We start from the raw sequence: 23,772 nt of genomic DNA on the forward strand, positions 1-23,772 counted from the left end.
GGCCCCGAGGCAGGGGTGGTGCTGTCGGTACTGGGTACCGTTCGCCGCGGGCCAGAGAGCGGCCGACCCGTAGCGGGTCGGATCAGTGCATGACCGCCATGGCGAGCGCACGCCGGGCACGCATCGAGGCGCGCTCGGCCCGGCGCTGCATCCGCCGCGCGGTGACCAGGCGTACGGCCTCGCGTTCCGCGTCGGCTTCCCGCAGGCGGTCGTGCATATGAGCACGAGCCAGGGCTTCTGGGATGAGTTGCATCTCACGGGTCCTGTTCTGACGCGAGTCGTTCGCGCCGATGATGGTGACGTCCGGTGTCGCGGAGCCGACGGGCTCCCTCGTGGGGATGGTCATTGGTTCCTGGTTTCGGGGATCGTGGGTGTGGGGACGGTCGATGGTTCCGATGCGCTTCATGGGTTTGGGGGCCGTGACCCCCAGGCCGGCGATCACGCCGCGACCGGGTTCTTGCGCGGACGGCCACGCGGCCGCTTGCGAGCAACGACGACGCCCTGGATGAAGAGCTCGCCACCCCAGACACCCCACGGCTCGCGACGCTCCTTGGCGCCGGCGAGACAGGCCTCGACTAGCGGGCAGGTGCCGCAGAGGGACTTGGCGTACTCGACGTCCGCCGGGGACTCGGCGAAGAAGACCTCGGGGTCGTAGGAACGGCACGGGACGGGCACGCCGAGGTTCTCGATGGCGTCGTCGAGCGCGGTGAGCGCAGTGAGCGGGGTCAAGGTGGAGTCCTCCGTGAGGCCGGGCGGGGGGATCGTTTCGGAAGGCGGTACGGACGGGGCGTGCGCTTCGAGTTGCACGGTGGTGGTGTCCTCGTCTGGTGGTTTCCGGCCTGTTGGCCGGGGGGCGGCTGGTACCAGGTGTTACTTGTCCTGAGGCTCCTTCGTGCTGTCTCGTCCGTTTGGACAAAACAAAAGGGCCGCGGATCCCGAGTGGGGTTCCGCGGCCCTGAAGGCGCCGGCCTGATCGTCGATCAGGCTGGATCTCTCCAGGGTTCAGGCCCACGGAAGGCCCACATCGAGTGGTGGTGCGTCGTCTGCTTCGTGACTCCGGCTTCCGCTCCCGCACCGACGGCCGCAAAGGCATAGGCCTGGGCCTGTCCCTTCGCTACTGCTGCTGCCGGTGCCTGGGTCGGTCGCTCATTACGCTCCCGCTCGGGAAGGCTCACCAGGGACAGCGGGCTGACGGCGGAAATGCCGGACATACCGGTGCCACGCAGGGAAGACGTCGAAGAGCAGGCGAGGCCGAGCGAGCAGGCGGAGACGACCGAGAGATCGGTCATTTTCTTGGTCTCAATGGTGCTGATCACTTCAATCGCCTCCTCTCGGCGTCTAGGGCGGACCGACCGAGCCGGTCCTACGTATTCGGATAAGTACAGCACAGGATCAGGGCTTCAGAGAAGTCGCTGTTCCCGTGGTTAAGAACCTATGGTGACTACTGGGGCGGGCGCAAACTATTTTTTCGACGAGTTTTTCTCACACCTCCTCGTCGCCCTCCGCAGGCTCCTCCACCCCGTCCCCACCTGCGCAGATGTCCAGCACCGCGCCACCGAACCGGCCCAGCTTCCGCGCGCCGACCCCAGGGATCCCGGCCAACTCGCTTTCGCTGCCCGGCACTGCCTCCGCGATCGCCATCAGCGTCTTGTCGGTGAACACGCAGTAGGCGGGCTGGCTGATCTCCTGGGCCCGGACCGCGCGCCAGTCGCGGAGCCGCTCGTACAGCGCCTCGTCCATGTCCGACGGGCAGTCGTCACAGCGCATCAGCTTCATCTCACCGGCATCGGTGAGGGTCCTGCCGCACACCCTGCACAGCGCGGGCCCGCGCCGCTTGCGCCGGGCCGCCACCGGCCGCTCGATACCGCCGCTGCCACCCGCCGCGCTCCTGGAGCCCAGCGCCGCGGAGCCGGGGCGCAGCCCGTTCAGGAAGCGGCTCGGGCGGCGGCCGGACCGGCCGCCGGGCGAGCGGGCCAGCGACCACGACAGCGAGAGGTGGAAGCGGGCCCGGGTGACGCCGACGTACAGCAGCCGGCGCTCCTCCTCGATCTGCTCGTCCGTCTTCGCGTAGGTGATCGGCATCATGCCCTCGGTCAGTCCGACCAGGAACACGGCGTCCCACTCCAGGCCCTTCGCCGAGTGCAGCGAGGCCAGGGTGACTCCCTGGACCGTGGGGGCGTGCTGGGCCGCGGCCCTCTCGTCGAGCTCGGCGACCAGATCGGAGAGGGTCGCGCCGGGCCTGGCCCGTTCGAAGTCCTCCGCGAGCCTGACCAGGGCGGCCAGGGACTCCCAGCGGTCGCGCACCGCGCCGGAGCCGGCGGGCGGCTCGCTCCGCCAGCCCTTGGTGGACAGCACCGCGCGGACCTCCGCGGGCAGCCCCTGCGCATCGTCCAGCAGGGAGTCGTTGCCCCCGGCGCGGGCCGCGCCGCGCAGGGCGACGCCCGCTTCCCGTACCTCCGCGCGCTCGAAGAACCGCTCCGCGCCCCGCAGCTGGTACGGCACCCCCGCGTCGGCCAGGGCCTGTTCGTAGACCTCGGACTGGGAGTTGACCCGGTAGAGCACGGCGATCTCGCCCGCCGGGACTCCGGCCGCGATCAGGTCGCGGATGCGGCGGGCGGTGCCTTCGGCCTCCGCCGGCTCGTCCGCGTACTCCGTATAGGCGGGCTCCGGGCCGCGCTCGCGCTGCGAGACCAGTTCGAGCCGGTGCTCGGCGGCCCTGCCCCTGGCCTGGCCGAGCAGCCCGTTGGCCAGGTGGACCACCTGCGGCGTGGAGCGGTAGTCCCGGACGAGCTTGACGACGGTGGCCCGGGGGTGACGGGTGCGGAAGTTCAGCAAGTGGTCGGGGGTGGCCCCGGTGAAGGAGTAGATCGTCTGGCTGGCGTCGCCCACGACGCAGAGGTTGTCCCGGTCGCCCAGCCAGAGGTCCAGCAGCCGCTGCTGGAGCGGGCTGACGTCCTGGTACTCGTCGACGACGAAGTGCTGGTACTGCCGGCGCACGTGGTCGGCGATGTCGTGCCGGTCCTGGAGGATGCCGACGGTCAGGAGCAGCACATCCTCGAAGTCGATGACCGTGCGGTCCCGCTTCAGCTGCTCGTACATCGCGTAGACCTGCGAGATCTCGGCGGGATCGCGCGGGGCGTCGCGCTGGGACTTGGCGACCACGGCCGGATAGTCGGCGGGCACGGTCTGGGTGACCTTGGCCCATTCGATCTCGCTCGTGACATCGCGCAGCTCGTTGCGGTCGAGCCGGATGTTGCAGCGGGCGGCCGCCTCTGCCACCAGCTGGACCTTGCGCTCCAACAGCCGGGGCAGATCGCCACCGACAGCTTTCGGCCAGAAGTACTGGAGCTGGCGCAGGGCCGCGGAGTGGAACGTCCGCGCCTGCACGCCGCCCGCCCCGAGCTGGCGCAGCCGTCCCCGCATCTCGCCGGCGGCCCGGTTGGTGAACGTGACGGCGAGCACACTCGTCGGCTGGACCATCCCGGCGCGCACCCCGTAGGCGATGCGGTGCGTGATGGCCCGCGTCTTGCCCGTACCGGCTCCGGCCAGCACGCACACCGGGCCCTGCAGGGCCGTGGCGACTTCGCGCTGTTCGGGGTCGAGCCCGTCCAGGATGGCGTCGGCGGAGTCGGGGACCTGAGGGAAGAGGGTGGAATGCGTTGCTGATGTCACCCCGCCATGCTGCCAGGTCGGGAGGGGCCGGTGCTGAGGTTGTCCACAGGGGTGCCGTATCCGTCGTACTGATGCGGGGCGGTCCGGGAATGGCGGCCGGGTTGCGTACGTTCTCCTTTCGTGCGGTAACGCACGTCCCGGCTCGTGGGTATGACGGACGAGACCGTGACGGGATGTGACGGGATTTCCGTGATCGAAGAGACAGAGGAGCGCCAAGACATGCCGGGCACTGTGACGATGTACAGCACCACGTGGTGCGGATACTGCCGTCGGCTCAAGGGCCAGATGGACCGCGAGGGCATCGCGTACACCGAGATCAACATCGAGCACGACCCGGAGTCGGCGGCCTTCGTCGAGAAGGCGAATGGCGGCAACCAGACGGTTCCGACCGTTCTCTTCCCGGACGGTTCGACGCTGACGAACCCTTCGCTGGCCCAGGTGAAGCAGGCGCTCGGCGCCTGACCGGCCTTGACGCACCCGACCCCCGACCGGCCCGCCGCCGGATCGGGGGTCTTCGCGTATCCGCCCGCACGGGGCCGGCTCGTGGGTAGCGTGACCGGCATGACGAGCGGGGGCGGGGCAGACGGCGAGGCGTTGTACGGAGGCATGGCGGACGCGGGCGCCGTCTTCCGCCGGGGTGAGCTGGTGGACCGGCCCGCACCGCCCAACGCCCCCGCCCTCCACGCCCACCTCCGGGCGCTGAGGGCCCACGGCTTCGACGCGGCTCCTGCTCCCGTCGGCCTCACCGCCGACGGGAGCAGGAGCCGCGGGCAGCTGACCTTCATCCGTGGCGAGGTGGCTCTGCCACCGTTCCCGGACTGGGTGCTGACGACAACCGCCCTCGCATCGGTGGGGAGACTGCTGCGCCGCCTGCATACGGCGAGCGAGGCCGTCGGGACCGTCGCGGACGTCGACTGGCCGCAGGATCTCGCCGACCCGGCGGGAGGAACGATGGTGTGCCACAACGACGTCTGCCCGGACAACGTGGTCTTCCGCGACGGCCGGGCCGCCGCCCTGATCGATTTCGACCTGGCCGCTCCGGGCCGCCCTCTCCGGGACCTCGCCATGGCTGCCCGCTACTGGGTGCCCATGCTCGATCCGGTGTCCGCGGCCGCCCTGTATCCCGGCGGGCCGGATGTGTGCGCCCGGCTGCGGATCCTCGCCGACAGCTACGGCCTCCCGGCGGCGGAGCGCGCCGCGTTGCCGGGGGTGATCGAACAGGCCACGGAGATCTGCCGAGGCTTCGTCGCCCGCCGCGTGGCCGACGGCGATCCCGTCTACCTCCAGGCGTTGGCCGACCGCGGCGGATGGGAGCGCTGGGACCGCATGCGGGCCTGGCTGGCCTCCCACCGCGAGACGTTCACGGCCGCTCTGACCGACTGACCTGTCCTGACCTCTGCCGCCCCGTGTCGCCCTCCTCGCGGCGGTGCGCCCGGGGTCAGCCCAGGCCGAGCTGGCGGGACGCCGCCGCCACCGTCTGTTCGAGGAGGACGGCGATGGTCATCGGGCCGACTCCGCCGGGGACGGGGGTGATCAGGCTCGCGTGCTCGGCCGCTGTCTCGAAATCGACGTCACCGACGTTGCCCGCGTTGTAGCCCGCGTCGATCACCACCGCGCCAGGCCTGATGTCGGCGCCGGTGATGAAGCGCGGCCTGCCGACCGCGACCACCAGGACGTCCGCCTGCCGGACGATCGAGGAGAGGTCCGCGGTGTGCGAGTGGCAGTACGTCACCGTGGCGTTGCGGCCGAGGAGGAGCATTCCGGCGGGCTTGCCGAGGATGGCGCTGCGTCCCACGACCACCGCGTGCTTGCCCGCGAGGCCGACCTCGTACGCGTCGAGGAGCCGCATGATGCCGCCGGGGGTGCAGGAGACGAATCCGGGGAGGCCGAAACCCATCGCCGCGAAGGAGTGCATGGTGACCCCGTCGACGTCCTTCTCGGGGGCGATCGCCTCGAAGGCTGCCCGTTCGTCGATGTGCGGGCCCATCGGGTGCTGCAGCAGGATGCCGTGGACTCCCGGGTCGTTCGACAGCGCTGTCACCGCGGCGACCACATCGGCCGTGGTGGCGTCGGCGGGGAGCGCCACGTGCCGGGACTCGATGCCCGCACGCGCGCACCGGTTGCGCTTCATCTTGACGTACGTCACGGAGGACGGGTCGTCACCGACGAGGACTGTGGCCAGGCAGGGCGGCGTTCCGGTGCGCAGCCGGATCTCCGCGGCCGCGGCGCTGGTCTCCTCGACACTCCGGCGGGCGAGGCCGGTGCCGTCCATCAGCTGAGCCGTGCGGGTCGGGTTCATGTGGTTCTCCTGGGCGCTGGGGCGATCGCGTCGGCCGACGGGCCGCGGGGATCGCGGGATCGTGGTCGGTCGCCCAGGCGCACGGCTCCGGCAGTCCCATGGACTGCCCGTGTTCTCTGCGGCCGCTCCCCGGTGGTGCTCCACCTCAGCGCCAGTCACGGCCCGCACCCACTGTAGAGGCGCGCGGGTGAACTCGGGGAGTGCGGGCGCACTCCCCGCTCGCGTCCTGGCTCCGGTGGGAGCCGGCGCTGCGCGGGTCAGCCGGCGCTGCGCGGCCTCGGGAGGGGCTTCCCGTACCAGATCTCGATCAGCCGGGCCGCGATCGAGATGCCGAACGGGGGCAGGATCTCGCCCGACTCGAAGGCGGCCGTCAGATCCTCGCGGGAGAACCAGCGCGCCTCCTCGATCTCCTCGCCGTCGACGTTGATCTCGTACGTCGTGGCCCGTGCCATGAAGCCGAGCATCAGGCTGGACGGGAAGGGCCAGGGCTGGCTGGCGACGTACTCCACCTCGCCCACCGTGATGCCCGCCTCCTCGAAGACCTCGCGCGCTACGGACTGCTCGATCGATTCGCCCGGCTCGACGAAACCGGCCAGGGTGGAGAAGCGGCCCTCCGGCCAGTGGACCTGGCGGCCCAGCAGGGCACGGTCCTGGTCGTCGGTGACGAGCATGATCACGGCCGGGTCGGTGCGCGGGTAGTGCTCCGCGCCGCAGGCCTGGCAGCGGCGGATGTGTCCGGACGCCGCGATGACCGTGCGTTCGCCGCAGCGCGAGCAGAAGCGGTGCAGCCGCTGCCAGTTCTCCAGGGCCACCGCGTGCACCATCAGTCCGGCGTCGCGGGCGCCGAGGAGCAGTCCGGCCTCGCGCAGCCCGGCGGGGCGCGCCGACTGGTCCATGCGGCCCGGCAGGGAGTCCTTCTGCAGGGCGAAGTAGCTGACGCCGTCCTCGTCGGTGCCGAGGAAGTAGCGGTGGGTCTCGGTGACGGGCGCCTCGAAAGCGGGGGTCATCACGATCTCGGTGCCGTCGTCGGTGTCGTCGATCAGCACCTGCCCGCCGGAGACCACGAAGACCCGGGTCGTCGGGTGGCTCCACGCCGCGGCCAGCCAGGCCTCGTCGAGGCGGTGGTGCGCGGCGCGGTCGATGCCGCTGGGCGCGGTCAGACCGATGGGCCGGTCGGTGGTGGCGTTGTCGAAGGTGCTCACAGGTGCTTCCTACTCCCCCGGGATGGATCGGGTGTTCAGAGGATTCAGCGGAGTGCGGCCGCCAGTTCGCTCCAGAGGTGGGCGGTGGTCTCCACGCCCTTGAGCAGCAGGTCGAGTTCGACCTTCTCGTTGGGGGCGTGCCAGCCGTCGGACGGTACGGAGATGCCGAGGAAGAGGACGGGGGCGCCGAGCACGTCCTGCAGGTCCGCGGCGGGCCCCGAGCCTCCTTCGCGGGTGAAGAGGATCTTCTTGCCGAAGGCCCGTCCCATGGCGCGGGCGACGGCCTGCAGGGCGGGGTGGTCGAGCGGGGTGAGGCAGGGGCGGGTGGCGGGGAGGAAGGTGATCCGGTGGCCGATTCCGGCCGGGACGCGGGCCTCTGCCCAGGCCCGTACGGCCTCCTGGATCCGGTCCGGCTCCTGGCCCGCGACCAGCCGGAAGCTGATCTTGACCCGGGCGGACGACGGGATGATCGTCTTGCTTCCGGCGCCCTGGTAGCCGCCGCCGATGCCGTTGACCTCGGCGGTGGGGCGGGCCCAGACGCGCTCCAGGGTGGAGTAGCCCGCCTCGCCGGACGCGGCCTGCGACCTGGCGGTGCGCAGCCAGGTGGCCTCGTCGAAGGGGAGCGCGGCGAAAAGCTCGCGTTCGGTGCTGGTCAGTTCGGTCACTCCGTCGTAGAAGCCGGGGACCGCGACCCGTCCGTCCGCGTCGTGGAGCGCCGCGACGAGCCGGGCGATCTCGGTCCCCGGGTTGGGGACCGCGCCGCCGAACGAACCGGAGTGGATGTCCTGGCCGGGGCCGCGCAGCTCGATCTCGCACTCGGCCAGGCCGCGCATGCCGGTGCAGACGGTCGGGGTGGCCTCGTCCCACATGCCGGTGTCGGAGACGATCACGGCGTCCGCGGCGAGCCGCTCTGCCCGCTGCTCGACCAGGGCGCGGAAGTGCGCGGAGCCCGATTCCTCCTCGCCCTCGACGAGCAGCTTGAGGTGCACGGCGGGGCTGGTGCGCCCGGTGGTGGCGAGGTGGGCCCGGACGCCGAGGGTGTGGAAGAACACCTGGCCTTTGTCGTCCGCCGCGCCGCGCCCGTACATCCTGCCGTCCCGGATCACCGGCTCGAACGGCTCGGTGTGCCAGCCGTCCTCGCGGGCGGCGGGCTGCACGTCGTGATGTCCGTACACCAGGACCGTGGGGGCGTCCGGATCGTCGGACGGCCACTCGGCGTAGACGGCGGGCGCACCGTCCGTCTCCCAGACCTCGGTGACCGGGAAGCCGGTCTCCTTGAGCTTGGCGGACAGCCACTCGGCGCTGCGCCGTACGTCCCCGTCGTGCTCCGGCTGCGCGGATACGGAGGGAATGCGCAGCCACTCCGCGAGGTCGTCGAGGAAGGCCGCGCGGTGCTGCTCGATGTACGTACGGACGGCGCTGTCCGGGGTGTCGCTCATGACCTTCAGCTTATCCGTCCGCGGGAGGTGGCTCGTCCAGGAGGATGCGCTCCAGTTCCCGGCGGCCCGGGAGGCGGCCTGGGCGGACGCTCTCACCGGTGCGGACGAAGAGGAACGTGGCCGAGACGTCGGTGAGCGGCAGTCCGTGCAGTTCGGCCCAGGCGAGGCGGTAGACGGCGAGCTGGAGGGGGTCGGCGGTGTTGGTGCGGCTGGTCTTCCAGTCGACGATCTCGTACGTGTCCCCGGTGCGGTACACCGCGTCGATACGGCCCCGGACGATCCGGCCGGCCAACGTGATCTGGAACGGCGTCTCGACGCGGTACGGGGTCCGGCGGGCGTACGGGGTGCGCTCGAAGGCCTCCTTGAGCAGCGCGAGATCGGCCTCGTCGGCGATCTCGGCGTCGCTGTCCTCGCCGCCGGGCAGCTCGTCGGGGCCGAGCATGGGCAGCGGCAGCTCCTCGAAGCGGGACTCGACCCAGGCGTGGAAGCGGGTGCCCCGGCGGGCGGCGGGCTGCGGGGGGCGGGGCATGGGCCGGGCCAGCTCCTGGGCGAAGCCGTCCGGGTCGTCGGCCAGGCGCATCAGCTGGGTGGCGGAGAGCGAGGCGGGGACGAGGACGTCGCGCACGGTGGCGCGGGCCCGGCGCAGCTCCCCGGCGAGGGCGTCGAGGTCGCGGTCCCAGGAGGCGAGGGTGCGGGACTCCTCGGAGGTGAGGCGCGAGGGGGCCCGCTCGGGCAGCCGGGCCGCGGGGATGTGGGGGGCGAGTGGGGCTCGGAGGATGTCGTCGGGGGCCGGGGCCTCGTCCGGGTCGTCGGGGAAGGGCGCTTCGTCTTCGTCCAGGAAGGGGTCGTCCTCGGGGAACAGCTCGTCCTCGACGGGCGGCTCGTCCGGCGTACCCGGCTGCTCCGCCGTCCCGTCCGCGTCATCCACCGGCCCCGCCCCGGCCAGGGCCTTCAGGTGCGCCATCACCGTCTCCGCGGCGGCCCTGCGGCGGGCCAGCGCGGTGTCGTCCAGCGGCAGCGGCCAGGCGTGGTCGGCCGCCGACTCGGCCAGGGCCGGGTTCTCCTCGTCCTCGGCAGGCTCGTCCGCCCAGACCTCGATCTCGCCGTGGCCGGCCACGCAGTGCTCGTACAGCGCGTGCAGGAAGCCGGAGGGGCCGCGCGTCTTCTTCTGGCTCGGGCCCCACCAGTGGCCGGAGCCGAGCAGCAGGGTGCGGGGGCGGGTGAAGGTGACGTATCCGAGGCGCAGCTCCTCGGTGTGCTGGTGCTCCTTCATCTCCTCCTTGAAGCCCTTGAGGCCCTTGGCGTCGAAGGAGTGGATGACGGGCAGGGTGGCGGTGTCGCCGCGCAGGGCGTGCGGGAGGACCTTGGACTGGGAGGTCCAGGCGTCCCTGGACCGGCCGCTCGGGAACTGGCCGCTGACCAGGCCGGGCACGGCGACGACGTCCCATTCGAGGCCCTTGGACTTGTGGGCGGTGAGGACCTTGACGGTGTTCTCGCCGCCGGGCAGCGCGTTGTCCAGGCCCTTCTCGTACTGCGCGGCGGTGCGCAGGAAGCCGAGGAAGGCGAGGAGCGTGGCCTCACCGTCGACGGCGGCGAAGCGGGCCGCGACGTCGAGGAAGTTGGCGAGGGTCTCGCGGCGGCGGGCGGCCAGGGCCTGCGGGGAGGCGGAGAGCTCGACTTCGAGTCCGGTGGCGCTCAGGACCCGGTGCAGTACGTCCATCAGGGGGGCGGAGAGCGAGCGGCGCAGTTCGCGCAGTTCGGTGGCGAGGCGGGCGAAGCGGATGCGGGCCCCGGTGGAGAACGGCAGCCGGTCGTCCTCCTCGCCCCCGGAGTCGAGGAAGGTGTCCAGGGCATCGGCCAGCGAGATCACCTCGGCCGGGTCGACGCCCTCGACCGCTTCGGCGAGGCGGCGGTCGGGGTCGAAGTCCTCGTCGTCGCCGTGGGAGGCGCGGTGCACGAGGAGGCGGGCCCGGCGGCCGAGCAGCGCCAGGTCACGGGGGCCGATCCGCCAGCGGGGGCCGGTGAGCAGCCGGACCAGGGAGGCGTTGGCCCCCGGATCCTGGAGGACCTCGCAGACCGCGACGAGGTCCGCGACCTCGGGGAGGTGCAGCAGCCCGGACAGGCCGACGACCTCGACCGGGATGTCCCGGGCCACCAGCGCGGCCTGGATCTGCGGGAAGTCGCCGGCGGTGCGGCACAGGACGGCGATCTCGCCGGGCGCCTTGCCGGTCCGCACCAGGTGGGCGATCGAGTCCGCGAGCCAGCCGACCTCCTCGGTGTGGGTGCGCAGCAGGGCGCAGCGGACGAGCCCGTCGCGCTCGGCGCCCGGCGCGGGGCGCAGCGCCTCGACGCCCTCGTGCATGGCGCGCAGCGGTTCGGCCAGGCCGTTGGCGAGGTGGAGGAGGCGGCCGCCGCTGCGGCGGTTCTCGCTGAGGGAGTAGCGGGTCGCGGGGGCGCCGTCGGCCTGGGGGAAGTGGCTCGGGAAGTCGTCGAGGTTGGCCACGGAGGCGCCGCGCCAGCCGTAGATGGCCTGGCAGGGGTCGCCCACGGCGGTGACCGCGTGCCCGGTCGACGTGCCGTCGGGGCCGCTGCCGAAGAGGGCGGAGAGCAGGAGGCGCTGGGCCACGGAGGTGTCCTGGTACTCGTCGAGCAGGACGACCCGGTACTCCTCGCGCAGGATCGCGCCGACCTCGGGGCGGGTGAGGGCGAGCTGCGCGGAGAGCGCGATCTGGTCACCGAAGTCGAGGAGGTCGCGGCTCCGCTTCGCCTCCCGGTAGCGCCGGGTCAGCGAGAGCAGCTCGCGGCGGGCCTCCGCGGTCTCGGGGATCCTGCGCAGTTCGGCGTTGCTGAGCTTGGCGCTCTCCAGCTCGCGGAGCAGCTCTGTGTCGTACTCCGCGAGCTGTTCGGGGCGTACGAGATGCTCGGCCAGCTCGGCGTCCAGCGCCAGCAGATCGCTGACCAGCGTGGGAAACGACCTGGTCAGAGCCGGGTAGGGGCCGGGTGCCTCGCGCAGTACGCGGGCGGCGAGCTGAAAGCGGGTGGCGTCGGCGAGGAGGCGGGTGGTGGGTTCGAGCCCGATCCGCAGCCCGTGCTCGGTGAGGAGCCGCCCTGCGAAGGCGTGGTACGTGGAGATGCTGGGCTCACCCGGCGGGTCGTCCGGGTCGATGACCTCCGGATCGGTGACGCCGGCCGCGACCAGGGCCTTGCGGACGCGCCCCGCCAGCTCGCCGGCCGCCTTGTTGGTGAAGGTGAGCCCGAGGACCTGTTCGGGGGCGACCTGTCCGGTCCCGACGAGCCACACCACACGGGCCGCCATCACCGTGGTCTTCCCCGACCCGGCTCCGGCGACGATCACCTGTGGGGCGGGCGGCGCGGTGATGCACGCCGTCTGCTCCGGGGTGAAGGGGATCCCGAGGAGCTCCTTGAGCTGCTCGGGATCGGTGAGGTGTGAGGACACTCCACAGAGGCTAACCGGACGCACCGACAACCCACGAAGCCGTGAGGGAGCATACCCGGACGCCCGTGAGCGGGCGCACACTGACGACGTGAGCAGGCGCACACCGACAGCCGTGAGCGGGGCGCACGCGGAGACCTGCCCTGTGAGCGGGCGCAGAGGGAACAGCCGCCCGCCGCGCTGACGTGTCCGACGGAGCGCCCGTTCCGGCCGGTACCGGGGTGCACGCCAGAACAGACCGTCTAGATTGGCGCGAGTCGCATCAGTGCATCAGTCGTATCAGTCGCATCAACAGCCATACGAGGAAGGCCAGATGAGCTCCGACACCCCCGCAGCCACCTCCGACACCACCGGCCTCAGGCAGCGCATCGACACCACGAAGGCGCATCCGGCCCGGGTCTACGACGTCTTCCTCGGCGGCAAGGACAACTACCCCGCCGACCGCGAGGCAGCGGCCATGGCGCTGAAGGCCAATCCGCGCGGGCATCTCGACGTACGGCACGACCGGGACTTCGTCCGGCGGGCCGTGACCGCGCTGGCCGGCGAGGGGGGGGCATCCGGCAGTTCCTCGACATCGGGACCGGGCTGCCGACGCAGCAGAACGTCCACCAGATCGCCCAGGCCATCGCGCCGGACTCGCGGATCGTCTACGTGGACAACGATCCGATCGTGCTGGTCCACGCGCAGGCCCTGCTCACCAGCGGGCCCCAGGGCAGCACCGACTACATCGAGGCGGATCTGCGCGACCCCGCCAAGATCCTCGAAGCCGCCCGCCGCACCCTCGACTTCGACCGGCCCGTCACCCTGGTGCTGGCGGCCGTCCTCCACTTCATCGAGGACGAGGAGGCCTACCCCATCGTCAGGCAGCTCGTCGATGCCATCCCGTCGGGCAGCCATCTCGTGCTGAGCAACGTCAGCTCGGATCTCAACCCCGAGCAGGTCGGCCAGGTGACGAAGGCCTTCAAGGAACGCGGCTTCGCCATGGTCCGCCGCTTCGCACGCCCAGGTGGAGCGCTTCGTGACCGACAACGGTCTGGAGATGCTGGACCCCGGGGTCGTCCCGGTGCACCGCTGGCGTCCCGAGCAGGTCACCGATCTGCCGGAGGCCGCCGATCCCGACCAGGAGTTCGTGGCGAGCCTGGACGTCCTGGACCGGACGCGCTACCAGGACATCAACGACGCCACCGACGCGGACGTCAGTGTGTACGGGGTGATGGCCCGCAAACCGTGACGGTCCGGGGTCGGGCGCGCCCGCTCGCACGCCCGCTCACTCCAGGACCTGCCGCCCTTCCGGCTGGGCACTGCACGAGGCCCTGAACGCGCAGTGGGTGCAGTGCTGGCCGGTCGTCGGGGTGAACCGTTCGTCCAGGACCCGGCCCGCGGCGGTCGCCAGCAGGTCCGAGACCCATTCGGTGTCCGGCGGCTGCTGGGCCTGCACCTTGGGAACGGCGTCACCGCCCTCCTTCTTGGGCGCGGGCTGGCGCAGCTGTACGAGTTCGGCGCCGCCGGACTCCGGGCGCCGGCCGTCGAAGACGTCGTCGACCGCGCCTTCCCGGACGGCCAGCTGGTACACGGCGAGCTGGGGGTGGCGGGCGACCTCGTCCTTCGTCGGGGACTGTTTGCCGGTCTTGAAGTCGACGACGTAGGCGCGGCCGTCGGCGTCCCGTTCCACCCGGTCCATGGAACCTCGGATGCGTACCTCGTACTCGCCCGCCTCCAGCGTCACGTCGAAGTCGTGTTCGCTGGCGGCCGGGGTCCGGCCGGTGCGGTCCATGACGTGCCAGCGCAGGAAGCGCTCCAGGGCGACGCGCGCCTGTTCCTTCTCCTGCTGCGACTTCCAGGGGGCGTCGAAGACCAGCCCGTCCCAGACCGAGTCGAGCCGCTCCATGAGGACGGCCAGATCGGCGGGCGTACGGCCGGAGGCCACCTCGTCGGCGAGTACGTGGACGACGTTGCCGAAGCCCTGGGCGGCGGTCGCCGGGGCGTCGGCCTTCACCTCGCGACCCAGGAACCACTGGAGCGCGCAGGTGTTGGCGAGCTGGTCGAGCGCGCTGCCGGAGAGGGCGACGGGCTGGTCCCGATCGCGCAGCGGGACGGCCGAGCGGGTCGGCTCGTACAGGCCCCACCAGCGGTAGGGGTGGGCCGACGGCACGAGCGGCTGCCCCTCGTCGTCGGTGAGCGCCGCGAGCCGGGCGAGGCGGTGGGCGGCCTCCTCGCGCAGGGCGTCGGACGCGCCGGGGTCGACGGTGGTGGCGCGCAGTTCGGCCACCAGGGCGGCCACGGCGAGGGGGCGGCGCGGGCGGCCGGTGACATCGCGGGGCTCGACGCCGAGTTCGGTCAGGAAGCGGGACGGCTGGTCGCCGTCGTCGGCGGGCGCCTTGACCGCGGTGACGACGAGCCGTTCGCGGGCGCGGGTGGCGGCGACGTAGAACAGCCGGCGCTCCTCGGAGAGGAGGGCGCCGGGGGTGAGGGGTTCGGCGAGACCGTCGCGGCCGATCCGGTCCGCTTCGAGCAGCGAGCCCCGGCGGCGCAGGTCGGGCCAGAGGCCCTCCTGCACCCCGGCGACGACGACCATGCGCCACTCCAGGCCCTTGGACCGGTGCGCGGTCATCAGCCGTACGGCATCGGGCCGGGCGGAGCGCCTGGAGAGGGTGTTGGCGGCGATGTCCTGGGCGTCGACCTCCTCCAGGAAGTTGAGCGCGCCGCGCCCGCCGGTGCGCTCCTCCGCGCGGGCCGCCGTGTCGAACAGGGCGCAGACCGCGTCGAGATCGCGGTCGGCGTTGCGGCCGCCCGCGCCGCCCCGCAGCGCGGCCCGCTCCAGCCGGCCCGGCCAGGGGGTGCCGGACCACAGCTCCCACAGGGCCTCCTCCGCGGTGCCGCCGCCCTCCAGGAGTTCGCGCGCCTTGCGCAGCAGGGCGCCGAGACGCTGGGCGCCACGGGCGTACGCCGGATCGTGCGCGACGAGCCGCTCCGGCTCTGCCAGGGCACGGGCCAGCAGATCGCCGGAGGGCGCGGGCACCCGGTTCCCGGCGGCACGCTCCTCGTCGCGCAGGGCCCGGCCGAGCCGGCGCAGATCGGCGGCGTCCATGGAGCCGAGGGGGGAGGCGAGGAGGGTCAGCGCGGTCTCGGTGTCGAGCCAGGCCACCGGGGCGGGGGGTACGGATTCCGCCCCGACCTCTGCCTCTGCCGCTGCCTCCGCCTCGTCCGCGTGCCGGTGGAGCGCCGCCGTCGCCACCGTGCGCAGGGCGGTCAGGAGCGGGGCCACCGCGGGTTCGTGGCGCAGGGGCAGGTCGTCGCCGTCGACCTCCAGCGGAACGCCCGCCGAGGTCAGGGCCCGGCGCATCGCGGGGATCGTGCGGCCGCCGGCCCGGACCAGCACCGCCATCTCGTGCCACGGCACCCCGTCCTCCAGATGCGCCCGGCGCAGCAGGTCCGCGATGTTGTCGAGCTCGGTGGAGGCGGTCGGGTAGGTGTACGTCTCGACGGTGCCGCCCTCGCGGACCGCGCCGAGTTCCCGGTGGGCGCGGACCTTCGCGGAGGGCAGCCGGGTCAGCGGCATCCGGCGGGTGAGCAGCCGGGTGGCCGCCAGCAGCCGGTCCCCTGAGCGGCGCGAGGTGCTGAGGACGCCGACCGGGGCCGGAGCACCGTCCGCCCGCCGGAAGACCTCGGGGAAGTCGAGGATGCCGTTCACGTCGGCGCCCCGGAAGGCGTAGATCGACTGGTCCGGGTCACCGAACGCGATCAGGTCCCGGCCACCGCCGCCGCCCGGGGTGCTCCCCCGGTTTCCGGCCAGCGCGTGCAGCAGCCGCACCTGCGCCGGGTCGGTGTCCTGGTACTCGTCGACGAACACCAGGTCGTACTGGCCGGCCAGCAGCGCGGACACCTCGGGGCGCTCCGCGAGCAGCACCGCCCGGTGGACCAGTTCCGCGTAGTCCAGCACCCCCTGGGCGTCCAGCACGTCGAGGTACTCCGCGAGGAACTCGGCGGCGGCGCCCCAGTCGGGGCGGCCGGTGCGCCGGGCGAAGTCCGCGAGGGCGTCCGGGCCGAGGCCCAGCTCGCGGCTGCGGGCGAGCACCGCGCGTACCTCGTCCGCGAAGCCCCGGGTGGTCAGGCAGGCCCGCAGCTCGTCGGGCCAGCGGATGTGTGCGTGCCCCCGCTTCTCCAGGTCGAGCTGGCCGGCCAGCAGATCGCGGACCGTGACGTCCTGCTCCGGACCGGAGAGCAGCCGCAGCGGGTCAGCGAAGAGATCGGCGTCCTGATGGGCTCGGACCAGGGCGTAACAGAAGGAGTGGAACGTGGTGGCCTGCGGGCTGCGGACGGCGCCGAGCCGGGCGGCCATCCGGTCGCGGAGCTCGACGGCGGCCTTGCGGCTGAAGGTGAGGATCAGGATGCGGGCCGGGTCCGCGCCTCGCGCGACGCGCGCCGCGACGGTCTCCACGAGCGTGGTGGTCTTGCCCGTGCCCGGTCCGGCGAGCACCAGCAGCGGCCCGCCCGGGTGGTCAACCACCGCACGCTGCGCCGCGTCCAGGAGAGGGGGGTCCACGGAGCCCGGCGGGGTACGCACCAGCCGGTACGCGCCCGTGGTCCCACGCCGTGCCTGCCGGTGCGGACTGTGCCGGGTGGTGGAGGAGGAGCTCACGTGGGTCGCCGGTCCTGGTGGGTGTGCTGATGTCGGTGGCGCGGCAGCTGCCGCGAACTGACGACGCTACTCCGGCCACGGGCCCGATCGTGGCGGTACGGATGCGGGGATCGTCACGTTCGGACCGGACGGCGAACACGGCCGAGGCGGCCCGGACGACAGCGGACGTGACGGGGGCGGCGGAATCCGTGCGTACGGCGCGGGCGCCGAGGCCGGCGCGCTGCGCGCGTCACGCTTCCCGTACGCCGTACGGGCCCGGCTCCGCACGATGGGCCGCCGGATGGCCGAAGCTGTCAGGTGTGAGCACCCCCGCCGCCGTCCGCCCCCGGACCGCCCTCCCCGCCGTCCGCCACCGCGTCCGGCACTCCGTCCCACCGCGCCCGTCTCATGTCCAGGCGCGGGATGTGACCGTCCGCACTGGCCGGGGCCTCGCGCAGCGGGGTGTTCTCCGCGCGGTAGTGGTGCAGCGCGCGCAGCTCGTGGCCGGGCAGCAGCGTCCCGTCGGAGCGCACGACGCGCCACCACGGCACCGCCGACCCGTACAGTGCCATGGCCCGGCCGACCTGACGCGGGCCGCCGTCCCCCAGCCACTCCGCGACGTCGCCGTACGTCATGACGCGGCCGGGCGGGATCAGCTCGGCGACGTCGAGCACGCGCTCCGCGTACTCCGGCAGCGCGTCACTCGTCGGATTCTCGCTCATCCGGCCCATCCTGCCGTACGCCACCGACAGCGCGGCCGATTCCGTGTCCGGCCGCACACACAGCGTGCGGAGGCCGGGAAAGGGGCTTATCTTGCGCTTCGCGCGCCCCTGCATCGCACCCTGATGCCCTCCTCCGTCCACAGGCCGTGCCACCATCGTCCGGGCGGTGACCGGTGATACGAGAACACGAAGACCAATCAGAGGCGACGAAGGAGCAGGGCGTGCAGCCACCGAAGGCGGCGGACGCCTCTGATGCCGAGCCGCACCCGGAAGAGGGCCGGCCGGATTCCGGCACCGGTCCGGAGAGTCCCTCCGGGAGGCTGGCCGGCTCGACGCTGTCGACCTCGGAAGAGGAGCTGTCCGAACGCGTCTCGGGGGACGAACCCCTGCTCCCCGCCCGGGTGCACCGTCCCTCCGATCTGCTGCGGCTCCTCATCGGCGTCCTGGCGATCGTCGTGCTGTTCTCCGTCGCCGCGTTCGCCCACGGCACGACCACCGGTCTTGAGGAGGACATCAACAAGGGCACCGGCCAGGCGCCCGACGTGCTCATCAAGATCGCCGGCCTGGTCTCCAGCATCGCCGTCCTGCTCGTGCCGGTCGCCTTCGCGATCGAGCGGCTGATCAAACGCGACGGGCTGCGGATCGCGGACGGTGTGCTGGCCGCCGTGCTGGCCCACGGAGTGACGCTCGCGGCGGATCTGTGGGTCGCCAAGACCGCCTCCGGAACGATCCAGGACGCCCTGACCCAGCCGGCGCCCGGTGACGCGCTCACCGATCCCGTGCACGGCTATCTCGCCCCCGTGATCGCCTATATGACGGCCGTCGGGATGGCGAGACGGCCGCGCTGGCGGGTCGTGCTGTGGGTGGTGCTGCTGCTCGACGCCTTCGCGATGCTGGTCGGCGGCTACACGACACCGCTCTCGATCATCCTCACGGTGCTGATCGGCTGGACGGTGGCGTACGGCACGCTGTACGCGGTCGGCTCGCCGAACGTCCGGCCGACCGGCCAGCACCTGATGGCGGGTCTGCGCCATGTCGGCTTCCGCCCCGTCACCGCGATGCGGGCCGACGACGCCCCCGACTCCGGCGACCAGAACGACCGGGGCCGCCGCTACCTGGTCTCCCTGGAGGACGGCCCGCCGCTCGACGTGACGGTCGTCGACCGGGAACAGCAGGCCCAGGGCTTCTTCTACCGGGTGTGGCGCAGGCTCACCCTGCGCGGGATCACCCAGCGGCGCTCCATCCAGTCGCTGCGCCAGGCGCTGGAGCAGGAAGCGCTGCTCGCGTACGCGGCGATCGCCGCCGGGGCCAACGCGCCCAAGCTGATCGCCACCTCCGAGCTGGGCCCGGACGCCGTGATGCTGGTGTACGAGCACATCGGCGGGCGCTCGCTGGACGCGCTGGAGGACGCCGACATCACCGACGACCTGGTGCGCGACGCCTGGCGCCAGGTGCAGGCGCTCCAGTCCCGGCGGATCGCGCACCGCAGGCTCACCGGCGACGCCCTGCTGGTGGACCGTTCCGGCAAGGTGTTCGTCACGGATCTGCGGGGCGGCGAGATCGCGGCCGGCGATCTGGTGCTGCGGATGGACATCGCCCAGCTGCTCACCACGACCGGTCTGCGGGTGGGCGCGGAGCGGGCGGTGGCCGCCGCGCTCGCGGTCGTCGGCCCGGACACCGTCGCGGACTGCCTGCCGCTGCTCCAGCCGATCGCGCTCAGCCGCTCCACCCGGGCACATCTGCGCAGGCTCGCCCGGGAGCGGTCGCAGCGGGAGCGCGAGGCGGTGCTCGACGCGTCGGACGCGGCGAAGCTGGCCCGCACCCAGGGCGCGGAGCCCGCCGGGGACGCCGGCCGCAAGACCGCCCGCAAGTCGCTGCGGACCGAGAAGCAGGCCGAGAAGCGGGCCATGGACGACGCGCTGGACGAGGCGCGCGAGGACGATCTGCTCACCCTGATCCGCCGGGAGGTGCTGCTGATCCGGCCGCAGGCCCCGGTCGAGCCGGTCCGGCTGGAGCGCATCAAACCGCGCACCCTGCTCAGCTTCATCGCGGGCGCCATCGCCGCGTACTTCCTGATCTCCCAGGTCACGGAGGCCGACTTCGGTGCGGTGGTCGAGCAGGCGGAGTGGGGCTGGGTGGCGGCCGCGCTCGGCTTCTCCGCGCTCAGCTACGTCGCGGCGGCGATGAGCCTGCTGGGCTTCGTGCCGGAGCGGGTGCCGTTCGGCAAGACGGTACTGGCGCAGATCGCCGGGTCGTTCGTGAAGATCGTGGCGCCCGCCGCGGTGGGCGGTGTCGCGCTGAACACCCGGTTCCTGCAACGCTCCGGCGTACGCCCGGGGCTGGCGGTCGCGAGTGTCGGTGCCTCACAGCTGTTCGGCCTCGGCTGTCACATCCTGCTGCTCGGCGCCTTCGGCTATCTGACCGGCACCGAGAAGACCCCGTCCTCGCTCACCCCGTCCAGGACCGTGATCGCGGGGCTGCTGACGGTCGCGGTGCTGGTGCTGGTCGTGACCGCGATCCCGTTCCTGCGGAAGTTCGTGGTGACCCGGGTGAGGTCGCTGTTCGCCGGGGTCGTGCCGCGCATGCTCGACGTCGTACAGCGGCCGCAGAAGCTGCTCACCGGCATCGGCGGGATGCTGCTGCTCACCGGCCTGTTCGTGATGTGCCTGGACGCGTCGGTCCGGGCGTTCAGCGGCCCGGACACCCCCCACCTCAGCTACGCGAGCATCGCGGTGGTCTTCCTCGCCGGTAACGCGCTGGGTTCCGCGGCGCCGACCCCGGGCGGTATGGGCGCGGTCGAGGGCGCGCTGACGCTGGGTCTGATCGCGGTCGGCCTGCCGAAGGAGGTCGCGGCCCCGGCGGTGCTGCTGTTCCGGCTGATGACCCTGTGGCTGCCGGTGCTCCCCGGCTGGATCTGCTTCAACCACCTCACCCGCAAGGGCGAGCTCTAGAAACCCCCGGGGCGCCGGTCCGGGCAGCGGGCCACCCGCTTGGACCGGCGCCCCGTGCACCCTTCCCGCCCCCGCCGCACGATGGAGCGATGAGGACCTCCCCTGCCCTGCGCGCCGCGGCCCTCGCCGCCACCGTGACCGTGCTGCTCCCGCTCACCGGCTGCTCGGACGGCGGTGACAACGACGCGCCGGACCGCTCGCCGGGTTCGCCGCACCCGGCGAACGCCGCCGCGAGCCCCGGCCCGTCCGCCCTCGCCACCCAGCGGCTGACGTGGAAGCGCTGTCCCGCCCCTTCCCAGGCGGAGGGCGGCGGCGCCGCACCCTCGCCGCTGCCCGGCGGGGCGGTCTGGGAGTGCTCCGTCATGAAGGTCCCGCTCGACCACGCCAAACCCTCGGGCGCCACCATCGGCCTGGCGCTCATCCGCGCCAAGGCCATGGACGAGAAGAAGCGGATCGGCTCCCTCATCTTCAACTTCGGCGGCCCCGGCGCCTCCGGCGTCGCCACCCTGCCCGCCTTCGGCACCGACTACGACAAGCTGCGCACCCGCTACGACCTGGTGAGCTTCGACCCGCGCGGGGTCGGCCGCAGCGACGGCGTGCGCTGCGAGACCGACAAGCAGCTGGACGCCCGCTACCAGGCCGACGGAACGCCGGACGACGCCGCGGAGGAGAAGGCGTTCACCGACGACACCAAGGCGTACGCGGCCGCCTGCGAGAAGAACTCGGGCCGGGAGCTCCCCTTCGTAGGGACGACGAACGCCGCCCGCGACATGGACCTGATGCGCCAGGTGCTGGGCGACCACCAGCTGCACTACTTCGGCATCTCGTACGGCACCGAACTGGGCGGCGTCTACGCGCACCTGTTCCCCAAGAACGTGGGCAGGTCGGTACTGGACGCGGTGGTTGACCCGACAGAGGACGCCGAGCAGTCCTCGCTCGGCCAGGCCAAGGGGTTCCAGCTCGCGCTGGACAACTTCGCCGAGGACTGCGCGAAGCGGGGCGACGCCTGCAAGCTGCCGGGTTCCGACGCCGACGGGGTCGAACAGGGGATCTCCGACCTCCTGGACCGGCTGGAGAAGCGGCCCGTGGCCGGACTCGGCGCACGCAAGCTGACCGAGACCCAGGCCACCACCGGCATCGCGGCGGCCCTGTACTCCAAGGAGACCTGGCCGCTGCTGGAGCAGGGCATCGACGAGGCCGACGGCGGCAGCGGCGGGCTGCTGCTGGCGCTGGCCGACTCCCTCAACGGCCGCTCCGACAACGGCCACTACGACAACTCCGCCGCGGCCAACACCGCCATCAGCTGCGCCGACTCCAAGGAGCGGTTCACGCTGGAGGAGACCAAAGCGAAGCTCCCCCGGTTCCGGGAGGCCTCACCGGTCTTCGGTGACTACCTGGGCTGGGGCCTGATGGCGTGCACCGAATGGCCGGTGGCCGGTGTCTGGGCGCACCCCGATGTCAGCGCCCCCGGCTCGGCCCCCCAGCTGGTCATCGGCAACACCGGCGACCCGGCGACCCCCTACAAGGGCGCGAAGGCGATGGCCGAGGAGCTCGGCAAGGGCGTCGGCGTGGAGATGACGTACAAGGGCGAGGGGCGCGGCGCGTACAACAGCGGCAACGCCTGCGTACAGAAGGCGGTGGGCGGCTATCTGCTGGACGGCAAGGTGCCGGCGGCCGGAACGGTCTGCGGCTGAGATCGTCCCCCGCACCGTCCTACGATGGGCCAACTGCCGACCGGGCAGGGCGAACACGGGGGACACAGGGGAGGGACGCACGTGGTCTCATACGCACGGGCCGGGGCGCTGGCCGCCGCCGCGCTGCTGCTGACGGGGGTACTCGCGGGCTGCGACGACGGTACGGACGACAAGCCCGGCAAGGCGGCGGACGGCGGTACGGCCGGCTCGCCGTCCGCCGCGGCCCCGTCCGGCGCGGACGGGAAGCCCGCGCGGCTCCCGGCACTCCCCGGCTCGCTCACCTCGCAGCACCCGGACTGGAAGCGCTGCGAGGCCCCCGAGGGCGGGACCGCTCCCGGTTCGGACTGGCGCTGCGCGACGGTCCGGGTCCCGCTGGACTACGCGAAGCCGGCGGGCGACACGATCGGGATCGCGCTGATCCGCAAGGAGGCCCGCGACAAGGGCCGGCGCCTCGGCTCGATGCTGTTCAACTTCGGCGGACCCGGCGGTTCCGGCGTCTCCATCCTGCCGCGCGCCGCCAGCTCGTACGAGAAGCTCAACACCCGGTACGACCTGGTGGGCTTCGATCCGCGCGGGGTGGCCGGGAGCGCCGGGGTGCGGTGCCGCTCAGACCAGGAGCAGGAGGACGCCGCCCGGAAGGTGGACATGACTCCGGACACGGCGGCGGAGGAGGCGGCGTTCATGAAGGACGGCGCGGACTTCGGCGCCGGCTGCGAGCGCCGCTCCGGCAAGGTCCTGCCGTTCGTCGGCACGACCAACGCCGCCCGCGACATGGACCTGATCCGCGAGGTGCTCGGTGACCGGAGGCTGAGCTACTTCGGCATGTCGTACGGGACCGAGCTGGGCGGCACATACGCGCACCTCTTCCCCAAGAACGTGGGGCGCGCGGTCCTGGACGCCGTCGTCGACCCCACGGCGGACGCCGTCGGGCACGCCCGCAACCAGACGACCGGCTTCCAGCGGGCACTGGAGAACTACCTCAAGGACCGGGGCCAGGACCCGAAGACGGGCACCCGGCGCATCGCCCGACTGCTGGCGGAGATCGACAAGAAGCCGCTGCCGACCGGCACGTCCCGCCGGCTCAACGAGTCGCTGGCGATCACCGGCATCGTGATGCCGCTCTACTCCAAGGACAGCTGGCCGGTGCTGACCCAGGCGCTGGACGAGGCGGAGGGCGGCCGGGGCAGCATGCTGCTCCAGCTGGCCGACTCGTACAACAGCCGGGACGAGAAGGGCCATTACGGCACCGAGAGCCACTCGCAGCGGGCCATCTCCTGCGCGGACAGCGACGCCCGGCCGACGGCGGCCGACGCGAAGGCGCTGCTGCCCGAGTTCGAGAAGCTGTCGCCGGTCTTCGGCGCCTTCCTGGCCTGGGACACGGCGGGCTGGTGCGCGGACTGGCCGGTGAAGGGTGAGCGCGCCAACCCGGAGGCGAGCGCTCCGGGCGCCGCTCCGCTCCTGGTCGTGGGGACGACCGGCGACCCGGCGACCCCGTACGAGGGGGCCCGGAAGATGGCGGACGAGCTGGGCAAGGACGTCGGCGTGCTGCTCACCAACAAGGGCGAGGGGCACGGCGCCTACGGCCGGAACACCTGCGTGACGTCCACGGTGGACACGTACTTCCTGGACGGGAAGGTCCCGGCGGACGGCAGGACCTGCTCGTAGCAACGGATGGTGGACACGCCGAAGGGGCCGGCCCGCACGATGCGATGCGGACCGGC

15 protein-coding genes and 1 pseudogene are annotated in these 23,772 nt (G+C 72.6%); 6 read left to right on the forward strand and 10 right to left on the reverse strand.

Annotated elements, in window-relative coordinates; all coding sequences use genetic code 11:
- Window positions 1-82: 82 nt before the first annotated feature.
- The 4 genes from RLT59_RS11815 to RLT59_RS11830 form a co-directional block, all read right to left on the reverse strand.
- Window positions 83-406, reverse strand: coding sequence for a putative WhiB-interacting protein (locus RLT59_RS11815; protein ID WP_311307693.1), 324 nt, complete (start codon window positions 404-406; stop codon window positions 83-85).
- A 32-nt stretch (window positions 407-438) separates the two neighbouring features.
- Window positions 439-807, reverse strand: coding sequence for a WhiB family transcriptional regulator (locus RLT59_RS11820; RefSeq protein ID WP_311303362.1), 369 nt, complete (start codon window positions 805-807; stop codon window positions 439-441).
- Window positions 808-980: 173 nt separating this feature from the next.
- Complete coding sequence (locus RLT59_RS11825; RefSeq protein ID WP_311303363.1) at window positions 981-1,316, reverse strand: hypothetical protein; 336 nt, start codon at window positions 1,314-1,316, stop codon at window positions 981-983.
- A 166-nt stretch (window positions 1,317-1,482) separates the two neighbouring features.
- Window positions 1,483-3,672: an ATP-dependent DNA helicase UvrD2 gene (locus RLT59_RS11830; RefSeq protein WP_311303364.1), complete on the reverse strand. Its 2,190-nt coding sequence runs from the start codon at window positions 3,670-3,672 to the stop codon at window positions 1,483-1,485.
- Between the two features lie 219 nt (window positions 3,673-3,891).
- Here RLT59_RS11830 and RLT59_RS11835 point away from each other — a divergent pair, with 219 nt between their 5' ends.
- Together RLT59_RS11835 and RLT59_RS11840 are read left to right on the forward strand one after the other, a co-directional pair.
- Window positions 3,892-4,134 carry a mycoredoxin gene (locus RLT59_RS11835; RefSeq protein WP_024492713.1) on the forward strand — a complete coding sequence of 81 codons (243 nt, stop codon included), beginning with the start codon at window positions 3,892-3,894 and terminating at the stop codon, window positions 4,132-4,134.
- A 99-nt stretch (window positions 4,135-4,233) separates the two neighbouring features.
- Window positions 4,234-5,055 (forward strand): phosphotransferase, encoded by an 822-nt coding sequence (locus tag RLT59_RS11840; protein ID WP_311303365.1) that lies wholly within the window; start codon window positions 4,234-4,236, stop codon window positions 5,053-5,055.
- Between the two features lie 55 nt (window positions 5,056-5,110).
- On the opposite strand, the gene RLT59_RS11845 is transcribed toward RLT59_RS11840, so the two are convergent.
- From RLT59_RS11845 to RLT59_RS11860, 4 genes are all read right to left on the reverse strand, one after another.
- Window positions 5,111-5,971: a bifunctional 5,10-methylenetetrahydrofolate dehydrogenase/5,10-methenyltetrahydrofolate cyclohydrolase gene (locus tag RLT59_RS11845; protein ID WP_311303366.1), complete on the reverse strand. Its 861-nt coding sequence runs from the start codon at window positions 5,969-5,971 to the stop codon at window positions 5,111-5,113.
- Window positions 5,972-6,228: 257 nt separating this feature from the next.
- Window positions 6,229-7,173, reverse strand: a complete 945-nt coding sequence (nudC, locus tag RLT59_RS11850; protein ID WP_311303367.1) for an NAD(+) diphosphatase — start codon at window positions 7,171-7,173, stop codon at window positions 6,229-6,231.
- A 44-nt stretch (window positions 7,174-7,217) separates the two neighbouring features.
- Window positions 7,218-8,612 (reverse strand): dipeptidase, encoded by a 1,395-nt coding sequence (locus RLT59_RS11855; RefSeq protein ID WP_311303368.1) that lies wholly within the window; start codon window positions 8,610-8,612, stop codon window positions 7,218-7,220.
- A gap of 10 nt (window positions 8,613-8,622) precedes the next feature.
- Window positions 8,623-12,069: an ATP-dependent helicase gene (locus RLT59_RS11860; protein WP_311303369.1), complete on the reverse strand. Its 3,447-nt coding sequence runs from the start codon at window positions 12,067-12,069 to the stop codon at window positions 8,623-8,625.
- A 310-nt stretch (window positions 12,070-12,379) separates the two neighbouring features.
- On the opposite strand from RLT59_RS11860, the pseudogene RLT59_RS11865 reads away from it, so the two are divergent.
- Window positions 12,380-13,297: pseudogene (locus tag RLT59_RS11865) on the forward strand (SAM-dependent methyltransferase).
- Between the two features lie 36 nt (window positions 13,298-13,333).
- Here RLT59_RS11865 and RLT59_RS11870 read toward each other — a convergent pair.
- Together RLT59_RS11870 and RLT59_RS11875 are read right to left on the reverse strand one after the other, a co-directional pair.
- The gene (locus tag RLT59_RS11870; RefSeq protein ID WP_311303370.1) at window positions 13,334-16,705 is read right to left on the reverse strand and encodes an ATP-dependent helicase; all 3,372 of its coding nucleotides are present in this window, start codon (window positions 16,703-16,705) and stop codon (window positions 13,334-13,336) included.
- 293 nt (window positions 16,706-16,998) lie between these two features.
- The gene (locus RLT59_RS11875; RefSeq protein ID WP_311303371.1) at window positions 16,999-17,406 is read right to left on the reverse strand and encodes an MGMT family protein; all 408 of its coding nucleotides are present in this window, start codon (window positions 17,404-17,406) and stop codon (window positions 16,999-17,001) included.
- A 221-nt stretch (window positions 17,407-17,627) separates the two neighbouring features.
- Here RLT59_RS11875 and RLT59_RS11880 point away from each other — a divergent pair, with 221 nt between their 5' ends.
- The 3 genes from RLT59_RS11880 to RLT59_RS11890 all read left to right on the forward strand — a co-directional run bounded on the left by RLT59_RS11880 (window position 17,628) and on the right by RLT59_RS11890 (window position 23,716).
- Complete coding sequence (locus RLT59_RS11880) at window positions 17,628-20,357, forward strand: lysylphosphatidylglycerol synthase transmembrane domain-containing protein (protein ID WP_311303372.1); 2,730 nt, start codon at window positions 17,628-17,630, stop codon at window positions 20,355-20,357.
- A gap of 89 nt (window positions 20,358-20,446) precedes the next feature.
- Window positions 20,447-22,051, forward strand: a complete 1,605-nt coding sequence (locus RLT59_RS11885) for an alpha/beta hydrolase (protein WP_311303373.1) — start codon at window positions 20,447-20,449, stop codon at window positions 22,049-22,051.
- Window positions 22,052-22,132: 81 nt separating this feature from the next.
- Window positions 22,133-23,716, forward strand: coding sequence for an alpha/beta hydrolase (locus RLT59_RS11890; RefSeq protein WP_311303374.1), 1,584 nt, complete (start codon window positions 22,133-22,135; stop codon window positions 23,714-23,716).
- Window positions 23,717-23,772: the final 56 nt, after the last annotated feature.

Origin of the sequence: Streptomyces sp. ITFR-6 (assembly GCF_031844725.1) — a bacterium.
Taxonomy (GTDB): domain Bacteria; phylum Actinomycetota; class Actinomycetes; order Streptomycetales; family Streptomycetaceae; genus Streptomyces.